The organism is Lysobacter rhizosphaerae (genome assembly GCF_054779795.1).
This window is the reverse complement of the sequence record NZ_BAAGXO010000004.1, coordinates 143,390-156,491: the sequence shown is the minus strand read 5'-3', so window position 1 is coordinate 156,491 and position 13,102 is coordinate 143,390. Positions and strand designations below refer to the sequence as shown.

The 13,102-nt window shown below is 65.6% G+C and carries 11 protein-coding genes and 1 pseudogene; 6 read left to right on the top strand and 6 right to left on the bottom strand.

Annotation, left to right across the window (positions count from 1 at the left end; translation table 11 throughout):
* Positions 1-152: 152 nt before the first annotated feature.
* The 4 genes from ACYVGE_RS07795 to ACYVGE_RS07780 form a co-directional block, all read right to left on the bottom strand.
* A complete protein-coding gene (locus tag ACYVGE_RS07795) occupies positions 153-2,693 on the bottom strand; it encodes an NEW3 domain-containing protein (protein ID WP_460728700.1) in 2,541 nt (846 codons plus the stop codon).
* Positions 2,694-3,161: 468 nt separating this feature from the next.
* Complete coding sequence (gene msrA / locus ACYVGE_RS07790; RefSeq protein ID WP_460728698.1) at positions 3,162-3,683, bottom strand: peptide-methionine (S)-S-oxide reductase MsrA; 522 nt, start codon at positions 3,681-3,683, stop codon at positions 3,162-3,164.
* Positions 3,680-4,123 carry a peptide-methionine (R)-S-oxide reductase MsrB gene (msrB, locus tag ACYVGE_RS07785; protein WP_460728696.1) on the bottom strand — a complete coding sequence of 148 codons (444 nt, stop codon included), beginning with the start codon at positions 4,121-4,123 and terminating at the stop codon, positions 3,680-3,682. Before msrB ends, msrA begins: the two co-directional genes overlap by 4 nt.
* Positions 4,124-4,411: 288 nt before the next feature.
* Positions 4,412-5,734 (bottom strand): metal-dependent hydrolase family protein, encoded by a 1,323-nt coding sequence (locus ACYVGE_RS07780; RefSeq protein WP_460728694.1) that lies wholly within the window; start codon positions 5,732-5,734, stop codon positions 4,412-4,414.
* Positions 5,735-5,876: 142 nt separating this feature from the next.
* Between ACYVGE_RS07780 and ACYVGE_RS07775 the strand changes: the two genes are divergently transcribed.
* The 6 genes from ACYVGE_RS07775 to ACYVGE_RS07750 all read left to right on the top strand — a co-directional run bounded on the left by ACYVGE_RS07775 (position 5,877) and on the right by ACYVGE_RS07750 (position 9,833).
* Positions 5,877-6,035, top strand: coding sequence for a hypothetical protein (locus ACYVGE_RS07775; RefSeq protein WP_460728692.1), 159 nt, complete (start codon positions 5,877-5,879; stop codon positions 6,033-6,035).
* 27 nt (positions 6,036-6,062) lie between these two features.
* The gene (locus ACYVGE_RS07770) at positions 6,063-6,704 is read left to right on the top strand and encodes a hypothetical protein (protein WP_460728691.1); all 642 of its coding nucleotides are present in this window, start codon (positions 6,063-6,065) and stop codon (positions 6,702-6,704) included.
* A 437-nt stretch (positions 6,705-7,141) separates the two neighbouring features.
* Positions 7,142-8,101 carry a class I SAM-dependent methyltransferase gene (locus ACYVGE_RS07765; protein ID WP_460728689.1) on the top strand — a complete coding sequence of 320 codons (960 nt, stop codon included), beginning with the start codon at positions 7,142-7,144 and terminating at the stop codon, positions 8,099-8,101.
* 156 nt (positions 8,102-8,257) lie between these two features.
* Positions 8,258-8,548 (top strand): hypothetical protein, encoded by a 291-nt coding sequence (locus ACYVGE_RS07760; RefSeq protein ID WP_460728687.1) that lies wholly within the window; start codon positions 8,258-8,260, stop codon positions 8,546-8,548.
* 200 nt (positions 8,549-8,748) lie between these two features.
* Positions 8,749-9,174, top strand: coding sequence for a DUF1810 domain-containing protein (locus ACYVGE_RS07755; RefSeq protein WP_460728685.1), 426 nt, complete (start codon positions 8,749-8,751; stop codon positions 9,172-9,174).
* A 242-nt stretch (positions 9,175-9,416) separates the two neighbouring features.
* Positions 9,417-9,833 (top strand): UrcA family protein, encoded by a 417-nt coding sequence (locus ACYVGE_RS07750; protein WP_460728683.1) that lies wholly within the window; start codon positions 9,417-9,419, stop codon positions 9,831-9,833.
* Positions 9,834-9,944: 111 nt separating this feature from the next.
* On the opposite strand, the pseudogene ACYVGE_RS07745 reads toward ACYVGE_RS07750, so the two are convergent.
* Positions 9,945-10,923, bottom strand: a pseudogene (locus ACYVGE_RS07745) (DNA glycosylase AlkZ-like family protein).
* Positions 10,924-10,986: 63 nt separating this feature from the next.
* Positions 10,987-13,023: a S41 family peptidase gene (locus ACYVGE_RS07740; RefSeq protein WP_460728681.1), complete on the bottom strand. Its 2,037-nt coding sequence runs from the start codon at positions 13,021-13,023 to the stop codon at positions 10,987-10,989.
* Between the last annotated feature and the right edge of the window lie 79 nt (positions 13,024-13,102).

The window sequence follows — 13,102 nt, the reverse complement described above, 5'->3', positions numbered from 1 at the left end:
GCCCGCGGCGATGGCGCGGAGCATGTGCACGTTCGCGTGTTCGTCGCACTGACACGCGCAGCCTCCGGTCGGCGCCACCAAAAAAAGCCGGACCGCGTGACGGTCCGGCTTGATTCACGCGTCGATCGCTACTGGAGCGATGACGCACACGGTTACTTGGCGACGGTGAAGCTGCTGGTCGCCTGCGTGGTGAGGCTGCCGCTGGTCGCCGTGGCGGTCAGCTTGTAGGTGCCGATCGAGCTCTTGCCCGTGCCCGACGTGAACGAGACCTTGGCATAGCCATTGGCATCGGTCGTGCCGGACAACTTGACCGTGTTGATTCCGTTCGGCTTGAGCGCGTCGAAGCTGACCGTGGCACCGGCAACCGCGACGTTGTTCTTGAGGACGCGCGCGGTCATCGAAACCACTTCACCCGCCTTGTAGCTGCTCTTGCTCGTGGCCACGGTTTCCGTCAGGACGGGCGCCGCGACGGCATAGGTGCTGGAAGCATTCGCCGTATGGACGCTGCCCACGGTGCTGCTGGTGCCCACGCCGATGGCGTTGCTGCCGGCGGCGGCATTGGCGGACGAGGTCACGGCGAGCGTGGCACTGCCGCTGCTACCCGGGGCAAGCGCGACCGAGGAGGCCGACATGGCACCGGTCCAGCCCGAGGGAACGCTGCCGGCGAGGGCGAACGTGGTGGTGCTGCAGCCGCTGCTGTCGTTGTTCTTCACGCTGACGGCATAGCTGTTGGTGGTACCGGCGGCGACCGCGGTGGTCGGGCCGGTCAGGGTCAGCGTCGGCGCGGCGCGGGTGCAGACCGGCGGCAAAACGGCATAGGTGCTGGAAGCATTCGCGGTGTGGACGCTGCCCACGGTGCTGCTGGCACCCACGCCGATGGCGTTGCTGCCGGCGACGGCATCAACGGACGAGGTCACGGCGAGCGTGGCGCTGCCGCTGGCACCCGGGGCGAGCGCGACCGAGGGCGCCGACAGCGTGCCGGTCCAACCCGAGGGAACGCTGCCGGCGAGGGCGAACGTGGTGTTGCTGCAGGCGCTGCTGTCGTTGTTCTTCACGCTGACGGCGTAGCTGTTGGTGGTACCGGCGGCGACCGCGGCGGTCGGACCGGCCAGGGTCAGCGTCGGCGCGGCGCGGGTGCAGACCGGCGGCGGGACCGGGGCCGGGGCACCGGCGCCATACTCGTACGCACCCACGTCATTGGCGGCACCGGTCGGACGCGCGCCCATGACGAAGTCGGTCGTGACCGCACTGATCATCGGCGCCTTGTCGATCACCGGGCTGCCGGCGAGCGGCTCGGCATCGAAGCCAGCCAGGGTCGCATTGGTCAGCTTCGGATCGCTCGCGCAGGTGGCGCCGGTCGGGCAGGTACGCACCTTCCAGCCCATGTTGCCGGAGAAGGACTTGGCCGCCGGAGCACCGCCACCACTGAACAGCGTCTGCTTGGTCGTGTCGGCGTAGTACGGGAAGCCGACCACCAGGTTGTTCTGGATGTAGATCTTGTCGGTGGACGTGCCTTCGCCATAGGCGATCTGCGCGTCGCCTTCGCCGGCGATGGTGTTGTGGCGCACGGTGGCGACGTCATCGCCGGTGAGGATCAACAGCAGCGAGCTGCCATAGGCACGGCAGAGGTCGGCTTCGACCATGAAGTCCTTGCCGCGGAAGTAGGTGCAGTTGCCGACCAGCACCGAGTTCTCGATCAGCGAGTTGCCCTTGAGCTTCACCTGGTTGCCAGCGTTGGCGACCGAGTAGATGCGACGCAGCGTCACATGGGTGGTGTCGGCGCCGTCCATGTAGCGCAGGTCGATGCCGTCGGAGGTGTTGTGGTGGACGAACGCATCTTCGATCAGCCAGTCACCGCCGGTGTCGGTGGTGCCCATGCCGTCGCCGTAGCCGCCGGTCTGCTGCGCCCAGCACGCCCACGGCGCGCCGGTCGCGACCTTCTCGCCGCAGCCGTTCCACGCGATTTCGATGTCGCGCATGGTCATCTTGCCGGAGTTGGACGCACCGGTACCGATGTTGCCGTCCCAGCCCGCGGCGCCGTTCTTGTTGAGCTTGAAGTGCTCCATCGTCCAGTTGCTGAGGCCACCGGCGTTCATGCCGTTCTTGGCCATGCCGTGGATGTTGACGTCATGCACCCAGACGTTGCTCGAGGCACGGGCATACAGGCCCACGCGCGCCCAGGGCATGCTGCTGGTGCAGACGGCCGCGGCGTTGGAATGGTTGTAGACGCAGTCGCTGTTGTCGGTGACCTCGAGGTTGCCGAGTTCGACATTCGAGCTGCCGTCGAGGTTGAGCACGCGGTGCACGCCGCCGATGCCGATGAGCTTCGGGGTCGTGCCCGGCTTGCCCAGGACCTTGGTCGGGGCCGAGCTGGTGCCGCTCGGGATCGGCTGCATGTAGCCGCCGCTGCCGATCTGGTAGGAACCAGCGCCAATCAGCAGGGTGTCGCCACCCGCGATGCGCAGCGCGCCGGAAGGCGGCAGGGCGATGTTCGGATTCTTCCATGCGCAAGCCTGGGCGGTGCCGCTGCCCGGATAGGCAGCGTCGGCGCGGCCGTTGCACTGGCTCGCATCGCCACCGTCGGCGCGCACGTAATAGGTTGCCGCCTGGGCGGAGCCGATGGCGGCAAGGCCAGCCGACAGCGAGAAGAGAAGCTTGGGCAGCTTGCGGCTGCGGAAGGGAACAGACTTCACACACGGTCTCCGTAAGACATAAAGGGCAACCAGGAGCTCCCTCAAACCCCTGATGGGCGCGGACTCTAAGAAGGGGGGTTCGGCGTCGTTGTGCGGTTGGACACAGTTCGTGCCGACCCCACGAATGCGTGCGCCAAGTGCGACGCACGTCGCTTGACGGGCGCGCATTCATGTAAAGGGGGCGTTAAAGGCACGAAAACATGAATAGGGCTTCGCCTATTCAGGTTTTGCCGACACTGTCTGATTGCGCGAAATTTCCGGCCTGCGCAGCCGAAAAGGCGTGGTCAGGAAGCGTGGCGCGCGTCACGCTCGCGAGGGCGTCGGCTCAACCCGTGCCACCGCATGAGCCAGAGGTCGTCGCCCGATCTCCTCGCAAGTCGCCCCCCTGCCCAAACGGAAAACGCCGGCGCGGGGCCGGCGTTTTCGTTGTCGCAACTGTCAGTCGAAGACTGACGTGAGCTGTTTGCACTATGCCTTGGCGCGACGCGGCAGTTTCCACTCGGGACGCACGAAGTGGCAGGTGTAACCCTCGGGATAGCGCTGCAGGTAATCCTGGTGCTCGGGTTCGGCTTCCCAGAAATCACCGGCCGGCGCGACTTCGGTGACCGCCTTGCCCGGCCACAGGCCCGACGCATCGACGTCGGCGATGGTGTCCAGCGCGATGCGCTCCTGCTCGGGCGTGGTGTAGTAGATCGCCGAGCGGTAGGACGTACCCAGGTCATTGCCCTGGCGGTTGCGCGTGCTCGGGTCGTGGATCTGGAAGAAGAATTCCAGCAGGTCGCGATAGCCGATGCGCGAGGGATCGAACACGATTTCGACCGCCTCGGCATGGGTGCCGTGGTTGCGGTAGGTGGCGTTGCGCACGTCGCCGCCGCTGTAACCCACGCGCGTACCGACGACACCGTCCATGCGGCGCAACAGATCCTGCACACCCCAGAAGCAACCGCCGGCGAGGATCGCGCGCTCCAGTCCCGTCATTTCGTTGCTCATCGCACATCCTCCACCTGGTCCAGGTACACACCGTAGCCGGCGGCTTCCATTTCCTCGCGCGGGACGAAGCGCAGCGATGCCGAGTTGATGCAGTAGCGTAAGCCGCCGCGATCGGCCGGGCCGTCGTTGAACACATGGCCGAGGTGGCTGTCGCCGTGCGTCGAGCGCACTTCCGTGCGGATCATCCCGTGCGAGGTGTCGCGCAGCTCGCGCACGTTGGCGATCGGCTTGGTGAAGCTGGGCCAGCCGCAGCCGGAATCGAACTTGGCCGACGAGGCGAACAACGGCTCACCCGAGACGATGTCCACGTAGATGCCGGGGCGGTCGTTGTGCTCGTACTCGCCCGTCCCCGGACGCTCGGTGGCGCCTTCCTGGGTGACGCGGTACTGCTCGGGGGTCAGCCTGGCGAGGGCTTCGGGGGTCTTGCGGTATTCGCTCATGGGGGCTCCTGTGAAGCCGGGTCATCGGCCCGGCAAGGCATGGAACGGCGGTTCCCACTAGATGGGGCCTGCCGCACGGACACCAAGGGAGGCAACGGCCGAACCGACCATTCCGGCCACGGAACAAACCACGCGGCTTTTCTTCTCCTCGTGTGCGGCGGGTGATGCCGAGAACCGTTCCTTCTCCCCGCTTGCGGGGAGAAGGTGGCGCGAAGCGCCGGATGAGGGGCGGCCGTTACCTCGCTGCAGGCGCGAATCCGGGCTTTTCGCCCTGGCAGGGGAGCTCGCTTACTCCCCGCCGCGCACGATCGCGCCCTGCTTCATCACGAACGTCGGGTGCTCGGTCGCACGGATGTGTTCGAGCACGTTACCGGGCACAGCGACCACGTCGGCGAACTTGCCGGTTTCGAGCGTACCGGTCTCGCCATCGACGCCGAGCAGCTTCGCGGCACCCTGGCTGCTGGTCATCAGCGCCGCCGCCGGGGCCATGCCGAGGTCGACGTAGTCGCCGAACTCCTGCGCGTTGAGTCCGTGCGGGAACACCGCCGCATCGGTGCCGAAAGCGATCGGCACGCCGATCTTCAGCGCGTTGCGGAACATCGCTTCATGCGCGGTGCCGGCCGCGCGCGCCTTGGCGCCGATCTTCGGCGGATAGGTATTGGCCTTGTCCAGCACCCACACCTGGGTCATCCGCGTCGGCACCAGGTACACGCCCTTCTGCTTCATCAACTGCAACGTCGCCGGCTGCAGGAAGCTGCCGTGCTCGATCGAATCGACGCCGGCCTCGACTGCCTGCTTCGCGGCGAGGTCGCCGTGGGCGTGTGCGGCTACCTTGCGGCCCCAGGCGTGTGCTTCGCTCATGATCGCGCGCAGTTCCTCGGGGGTCAGCTGCGGCACGTCGACCGGATCGGACTCCGACAGCACGCCGCCGGACGCGCAGATCTTGATCACGTCGGCGCCGAACTTCATCTGCTGGCGTACCGCGAGGCGGCACTCTTCCGGACCATTGCACACGCCTTCGAGCGGACCGGACGGCTTCACCCGCTCGGGCGGAAACGGCGAGCTGTCGCAGTGGCCGCCGGTCGAGCCGATGGCGTGGCCGGCCACGAGCATGCGCGGCCCCTGCGTGATGCCGGCATTGATCGCGTTGCGCAGGGCGACGTCGACGAAATCGGCCGCACCGACATTGCGCACGGTGGTGAAGCCCGCATCGAGGGTGACCTTGGCATTGCGCCCGGCATGGAAGGACTGCTCCACCGGGAAGCGCAGCATGTTGTCGTAGAAGCCCTGCGCCCAGTTGTCGTCGTGGTCGTCGGCGATGTGCACATGGGCATCGATGAAGCCGGGCAACAGCGTGGCATCGCCGAGATCGATGACGCGACTGCCCGCCGGCACGCTGGCGCCCGCGCCGACGCCGGTGATGCGTCCGCCCTGCACCACCACCAGGCCGGGCTCGCTGAGGCGGCCGCTGCGACCGTCGAACATATGCGCGGCCTTGAGCACGATGGTGGCCGGCGGCGGTGCACTGGCCGGTGCCGTGGCGGGCGCCTGCGCGTGGCCGGCGAGCGCCAGCACCAGGCCTGCGGACAACGCTGCAATACGAAGCTTCATGCGACCCCCGATCGATGTGGATGCGCCGAGTGTAGTGACGTCCCGGCGGAATTGAACCATCTCCGTTTTGCCGCCCCGGCATGGCCGCCCTGCCCGGCCACCGTCGTTGTCATCCAGTGGCTGGCACGCAAGGAGCGCTGCGATGAGCACCCGCGAAGGACCCGCGCCGAGGCAGGGCATCCAAGCGGTGCTGCCGGTCTTCCTGCCAGTCCTCCTGCTCTGCACCAGCGCCTGCGCGGGCTTCCCCGCCATGCTTCGACCTGATACACACGCCGATGCGGATCGCGATCCGGCGCCGTGACGCATTGCAGGCCTGCAGGAGGCAACCATGAACCCACCGCTGACAGCAAACGACACGCTCGTGCTTTCCTACCTGAGCCTGCGCAAAGCAGTGGGGCTGATCGGCATGGCCCTGCCGTTCGTGCTGGCCATCGGCAACCTGCTGGTGTCGGGCCCGGGCCTGCGCGGCTCGATGAGCAGCTACTACTACACAGCGATGGGCGACGTCTTCGTCGGCAGCCTGTGCGCCATTGCCGTTTTCCTCATGTCGTACCGCGGTTACGAACACCGCGACGACCGTGCCGGCAACATCGCCTGCATATCCGCGCTGGGCGTGGCCTTGTTCCCCACCACTCCCGAAATGGGGGCCCTGCCTCGCGACCAGATGGTGGGCACGCTGCATCTCATCTTCGCCGCGTGTTTCCTGCTGACCCTGGCCTACTTCTCGCTCGCCCTGTTCCGCCTGATGGCCCCGAACCCGACGCCCGAGAAGCTGCAACGCAACAAGGTCTACACCGCGTGCGGTTACACCATCCTGGCCTGCGTGGCGCTGTGCGCGGTGGTGAAGCTCCTGCCCGGTGATGCGCTGTTGTTGAAGTTCTCCCCGCTGTTCTGGCTCGAAGCCGTGGCCGTGTTCGCGTTTGGCGTGTCGTGGCTGACCAAGGGCGAAGTCATCCTGGCGGACAAGTAACCGGCGCAAGCGCGACGAGGACTGCGCACCAGGCGCACGCGATCGCACTCGTCACGCGCAACGAATGAACCGAATCCGCTGATTGCGGCATCCATCAGTGTGGTCGTCGCGCGACCGGGGCGCTCGCGCGCATCCTTCCCGCTCCTGTGTCCCGGTTGCGTCTTGCGTCGTCAAGGGTCGGAGATCCATTCAACAAACAATTGACGCCATTTGAACGCAATCGCCTGTTTATGTTCGCAACGCATTGCGATGTTCACGGTAAATGAATCCCGGGTTTGATCCCGTAATGCATCAACGAGTTGTTGCGAGTGATGTGGTGACCCATAAGAGTCGACGGCCGCGTTTGATAGGAATGTGCCGAGCGCAACTCGCACCTGCGCCGTGTTCAGGCGCCTTCGTCAGCGACGGGTGCCCCTGGACCTCAAGGAAAACATGTAGTGACTGAGCGCACCAAGGACGAGACGAGCCGCCGCGAGGCCGGCACTGTCTGTCATGACTTCCCCCTCATTCTTCCCCGGAGCAGTTTTCGCCGCTGGCTCAAGGTCGCGGTGGGCAGGAGCGTGCTGCACGCGCGGCCGCAGCTGGTGAGTCGTTTCGAAGCCGGCGAATTGCCGCGGGGCCACTTCCTGGAACGGGCCGCCCTGGCCGCCCTCGCCGACCAATACCGTAAGGCCGGAACCCTGGATCGACTGGCCATCCAGCACGCCCGGTTCTGGTCGCGACAGGACCTGGGCGAACTGTTCTACGACCGCACCGCTGAACGCCTGCAACGGCAGCTCTTCAGCGGCCGCCATCGCCCTGCCCTGGACACGATCGAACACGAGCTGGCAGCGGGGGGCTTTCATACGCTCGTCGAGATCGGCTGCGGAACCGGCGATGTGCTTGCGCACCTGCAGACGCGCCTGCCCGGCCTCAAGCGATGCATCGGCCTGGATCTCAACGGCGTCCAGATCGCACGCAATCGCAAGCGATTCGCCGCGCGCGCGCAACTGGAGTTCCTGGCCGAAGACGCGGGCGATTGGATCAAGCGCAACGCGCAACCCGGCATCGCCTATTTCTCCTATGGCGGCGTTTTCGAATATTTCACGCAGGAGAAATTCCAGGACCTGCTTGCCGCGATCGCCGACGGACCACCGGTGTTGCTGGCCCTGGTCGAACCGATCGGCATGGACCACGACATGGACTCGGCCATCGCCTCGGTACCCTTCGGGCGCGAGATGTCGCACAGCCATGCCTACCCGATCCTCCTGGAAGCAGCCGGATTCGAGATCGCCTGGCGACAGGAGAGCGCCGACCAGCGCTCGCGCTGGATGATGCTCGTTGCGCAGAAGCGCGCCCGCCTGGTGGCTGCCTGCTCGAGCCTGCTGAGCCCGGGCCTGCTCAGCCTTCTGGTCTAGTCGCGGAGGCTCCATCCACGCCCGTTGGTCCGAAGTTCGCCGGCGACCGCGATTTCCCCAGTCTGTCCACGGCTTATCCACAGGGTTATCTGCAGCCCCTCCGGTCGCAGGGGAGTAGCGTGCACACGCTGCATTCCCCTAACGAGGTGTGTGCCCATGAATTGGAACGCGACGGCCAGCAAGTACTACCAGGGTCCGATCGACCGGGTGTTCGTCTCGATGCGCGAGGCGCACGACGTCGACTTCTTCATCGACGAATACCTGCGCACGCGCCGGTTCCCCTTGGACGACGCCAACCGGCGGATGGTGGGCGAGAAGCTGGAAGCGTTCCTGGGCCGCGTGCCGTACCTGTGGGGCGACCTGGCGGCCTACCTCGATTTCAGCTGGCGCACCGAGCACGGAAGGGTTCCGGGCATGAGCGGCGCGCGCCGCTCCGAAGGCCGCTGACCGCTGCGGCCGCTGTCACAAGTGGCCCACCCACCACGCGCTAGATTCTCGCCGCCGGGAAGTGACGCCCCCGGCGCTCAAAAGCCCCGGTGCGGACTCCGCCTTGCCTGCGCCGGGGCTCAACGCAACCAGGGCTTGCTTCGCAGGGACCACCTCCACGCGCGCCGACGCGCGATCCGCAACCAGCCCCCGCTCGCGCCATGCCCGATCCGTGGAACCTGCAACGCTTCGTCGATGCCCAGGCCGCCGTCTATGACGACGTCGTCGGCGAACTGCGTGACGGCCGCAAGGCCAGCCACTGGATGTGGTTCGTGTTCCCTCAACTGCGTGGGCTCGGCCACAGCCCGACCGCGCAGCACTACGGCCTGGCGTCGCTGGACGAAGCGCGCGCCTATTTCACCCACCCGCTGCTGGGCGAGCGCCTGCGCGAATGCACCCGGCTCGCGCTGCACGCAGGCGATGATGCGCATGCGCTGTTCGGCTCGCCGGACGATCTCAAGTTCCGTTCGTGCATGACCCTGTTCCGGCACGCCGCTCCGGACGAGACGCTGTTCGCCGATGCCCTGCGCCAATACTTCGGCGACGCCTCTGACCCACGCACGGACGCGCTGCTGCGCGAGCGTTGACGGACGTCCGACCGCTGGCGGCCAGCGCGCCTGCCGTTTACAACGCCTGATCCCTTTGTTCCGGTTTCGTAAAAACGGCCTTGCATTGCCTGGCGCGCGGCCGCTATCGCGCCGATTTCACATGGTCAGGGCACCGCTTCAGGCATGTTTCCCTGCTATCGCACCTTCCGGGAATCGCGTCCCAAGACCATCCCATACGGAATGGGAGCGTTGGATGGAGGACATACCGAGGAGTAACGATCATGGCTGACAAGAGTATTGCGCTGAGGGCCATTCCGGTCGGGCTATTGCTTGCACTGGCCAGCGGAGGCGCCGCCTTCGCCCAGGGAACCAAGCCGACCGAGGTCAAGGAAATCACCGTCGTGGCACCGCGCATCACGTACCAGACGAAGCGCGAAGGCGGGTCCGTGATACCGAAGGAAGTGGCCATCGCGAAGAAGACCGCGCTAGTGAGCTACGACGACCTCGACCTGAGCCGGAGCGCGGATCTGTACACACTGGAAGACCGCATCGCCAAAGCCGCGGCCACGGTGTGCGAGGAGCTGGCCCAGGAACTCCCCGACGGCGAGCCTGCCACCGCCGTCTGCACACGTCGTGCAACCGATGACGCCATGGCCCATCTGCGGATGATGACCCGAGGTATGGCGACGCGGCCGTAAGCGGAATCGTGTGGGCAGGCAAGTGTTCGGGGAAGAAAAGGGGACGGAGGCGTGATTGCTTCCGTCCCCTTGTATTCGACCTGACCCACTCATTCCTGTGCGGCGAACAACTCAGTCCAGATCCAGGAACTCGCGCATGCGTGCGAGCTCGACGTCGAGACCCGCGCGAAAGGCGGCATCGCGCGGCGCGCGGCCGCCGATGTAACCGAAGTCGCTGGCGAGCGCGCCATCGGCCACGGCCAGGTTGCCCCAACCGATCACGCGGTCGTGCCAGAGCAACGGCAACGCGTAGTAGCCCAGCTTGCGTTTGGCGGCGGGCGTGTAGGCCTCGAAGCGGTAGCTCCAGTCCCAGAACAGCGTGAAGCGGCGGCGGTCCCACACCACCGGGTCGAAGGGCGTAAGCAGGCGCACCGCCGCATCGGGTTTCCAGCGCGTCGAGGTCGGCTTCTCGTCGGCGGGCCAGTACCAGTCGACACCGTCCACGCGGGCATGACCGAGGCGCTGCTTCGCCCGCGCCAATGCCGCCGCACGTTGTGCCGCCCATTGCGGCGCGCCGCCGCGCAGGTAGCCGACGAGCTGCACCAGGCTGGATGCAGGCAGGGGGGCGTATTTGCGCACCACCAGGTCCACGAGGGCGTCCATGCGCGCACTCGCCGTGATCGCATCCGGCGGCGTCGCGTCAACCGCATGGGTCGCATACACGCGCGTGCCGCCCTCGCGGCGCGCGCGGATGCACCGCGCCGCGCGCGGCGATGAAATCGCGCACCGCGTACGCCTGCTTCCAGCGCGCCGGCGTCCAGGCCACGCGCGGCGTGCGCGGATGCATCAGATAGTGGTGCGCGCGCGGCAGGAAGCCGTAATTGACGAAGAAGTCCTCTTCCAGCGGCAGCTTCGGGTAGCGACGCTCGAGGTCGCCGGCGCGATAACCCACGACGCGGTGGCGCAGCGTCAGGTCCTGCGCACGCGCAGGCGCGCGGATCGGATCGGCCTGCACGAAGCCAAGCCGCTCGATCGCCCGCGCGAGCGTGGTCGGCTTGAACAGCGAGCGTGCGACGGCGTAGCGGCGCAGGTGGTCGAGGGTGATCGCCATGCGCTGAAGTCTAATTCAGACCTTCCCTGGCCGGTCCTTGGCCGCTTTGAAGTTGATTCGGACCTACAGCTCTGCGTCCTGGCGACACTCGTCAATATCGTCCTGGGACAGTGCCGCGTAGGGGGCGAATGCTGGCAGCGATGCCTTCAGTTGTTGCTGCAGCGCCATTAACCTCGGCAACCGGTCGCACAGCTCGACCACCGACGTCTCAATCCGGGCAAACTCGGTGTCGATACCCTTCTCGACTTCACCGCCAAGACTGGTGAAGACGCTTTTCAGCGCCTCCCAAACCGCCACTTGGGCGACTTCCGCGCCTCGCGCGCCGATCTTGATGCCTTGCTTGCCCATGTCCGCGGCGAGTCTGCGGTATTCCTGCAGCATCGAACGCTGTTCCGGTGTAACGACAACCGTTTTGCCGTCGATTAAGAGGTCGCCGTCATGCGTGATCTCTGCCTTAGCCTGCCGGTCGTCACGCGAGAGGACGATGCTGCCAGTGTCGGTGTAATACGAGAGAGAGCCACTGCCAAAGGCGAGCTCGGTGTTCGGGACTTTGGCGCCGTGCGTGGCATTGGATTGCATGCCTTTGACCCACGCAGCCACCGCTGCATCAGTCATCGGGCCTCCCGGCCATTGCTTCGCCGGTGTGTACCATTGATTGTTGCCACGCACTCGATTGCGATAGACCTTCAGCGAGTAGCTAAGCTGGGCTTGTCCTGAAGGAAGCTTGGCGGGCACATTGTCGATATAGATCGTATCGGCCGACGTCGGCATTCCCACATGCACGACACCGGGCATGCGGGTGACGATGTCGGCGAGGTCCAGGCATGCGCTCGCACAGCGATCATCCGTCAGGAAGTAAACCTGACCGGCAAATGGCGACTTGAACCCGGCGGAGAGACCTTTCGACGTGGGAGGAGCCGAGCTCCGGTAATAGTCATGCTTGGCTTTCAGCGCAGTCTCGATGCCGTCAGCTACGGAGAAGCGGTACTGAGCCTGGTCCTTATATCCTTGATCTGCGTTGTACTGACCGTCCTCACGCTCGATCGCCGCATTCTGAGCGGATGCGCGCCAATCGGTCGTCCAGTCGAAACTGTTATCGATCGCCGAAGTCGCCGTTTCTCCCCACAAGGCCGACGCGATCTGGCGACCCCAGTCGCTATTCCCCCCGCCGTTACCCCGAACATCAAGTACGACATAGGGTGCGGCGTGCAGGGTCGATACTTTCTTCTCCAACGCCGCGATCAGAGGTTCCATCCCTTTGCCAAGATTCAATGTCGGCACCGAAACAAACCAGACGCCATCGACCTCGCGGACGCCAAGCTCAGGTGTTTCGAGGCCGCGGGCGGCGTCAAGGAAGGGGTCAAAATCTTCGTCACGTAGCGGACGCCAATCAAGCTTGATCGAGCTGACTTTGTGATCGACCTCGATCCGGCATTGCCGGAACTGCGCCGCCTGGTCGTCGCTATAGCTGACGAACAGCCTGACTGAGGCAGCCATTCGGGAGTGTGGGATTCCTGCGTTTGCGCGGTACGGATAGACCCACTGGTTCAGCAGACGGTCCACCGGCTGGGCGTCGCACGACAGCACTCGTGCGCCCTTTGGTACCTGCGGAACTTGCGAGACGGTAACGCGGGTGACGCCAGCCATGTCAGAGGAGCTTAGAAATCCGGGCCACGAAACGTGCACGTCTTGCATTGGAAGGACAAGGAGATGCCCATCCTGGAACCCATTTGTATAGAGCTTGAGTGCACGCCAATAGTCGCCGCTCGACGAGGCCGTGGCGGCAGCTGCCAAAGCACGCTTGCGCCCCTCCTCCAGCCAACGATTGAAAGATGGATCGGCTTTGTTCACCGGCCCGGGATGGTTGTCGCGAATGGTGTCGTGGATCGCGTCGATGTCACGCCTTGCTTCCACCGACCACTTTACCGGCGCTTGCGCCGAAGCTTGGCCTGCGAAGGCCATGGCCGCAGCCAGGACAAAGCCCATTCGCCGGAGACGCGCTGTGTTTCCCGGTTCGTCACAGGCGAGGCCACTTCTGCGTGCACCCGCGTCCTTGGAAGCGCCGGCGATGGTGGTGGTGAGAGGGATGGACGGATTCATTGGATGTGCTCTTGGAAGTCGGCGTATGCCCTGCCTGCGACATGTGCAACCAGGACTCAACGTGTGATTCCAAAGCTAC

Bases quoted from the DNA above. Each gene is read 5' to 3' on its own strand.
- ACYVGE_RS07775 (WP_460728692.1), top strand. From the start codon at position 5,877: ATGAGCACCCGCGAAGGACCCGCGCCGAGGCAGGGCATCCAAGCGGTG.
- msrB (WP_460728696.1), bottom strand. From the start codon at position 4,123: ATGAGCGAATACCGCAAGACCCCCGAAGCCCTCGCCAGGCTGACCCCC.
- ACYVGE_RS07770 (WP_460728691.1), top strand. From the start codon at position 6,063: ATGAACCCACCGCTGACAGCAAACGACACGCTCGTGCTTTCCTACCTG.
- ACYVGE_RS07755 (WP_460728685.1), top strand. From the start codon at position 8,749: ATGCCCGATCCGTGGAACCTGCAACGCTTCGTCGATGCCCAGGCCGCC.
- ACYVGE_RS07760 (WP_460728687.1), top strand. From the start codon at position 8,258: ATGAATTGGAACGCGACGGCCAGCAAGTACTACCAGGGTCCGATCGAC.
- msrA (WP_460728698.1), bottom strand. From the start codon at position 3,683: ATGAGCAACGAAATGACGGGACTGGAGCGCGCGATCCTCGCCGGCGGT.
- ACYVGE_RS07780 (WP_460728694.1), bottom strand. From the start codon at position 5,734: ATGAAGCTTCGTATTGCAGCGTTGTCCGCAGGCCTGGTGCTGGCGCTC.
- ACYVGE_RS07740 (WP_460728681.1), bottom strand. From the start codon at position 13,023: ATGAATCCGTCCATCCCTCTCACCACCACCATCGCCGGCGCTTCCAAG.
- ACYVGE_RS07750 (WP_460728683.1), top strand. From the start codon at position 9,417: ATGGCTGACAAGAGTATTGCGCTGAGGGCCATTCCGGTCGGGCTATTG.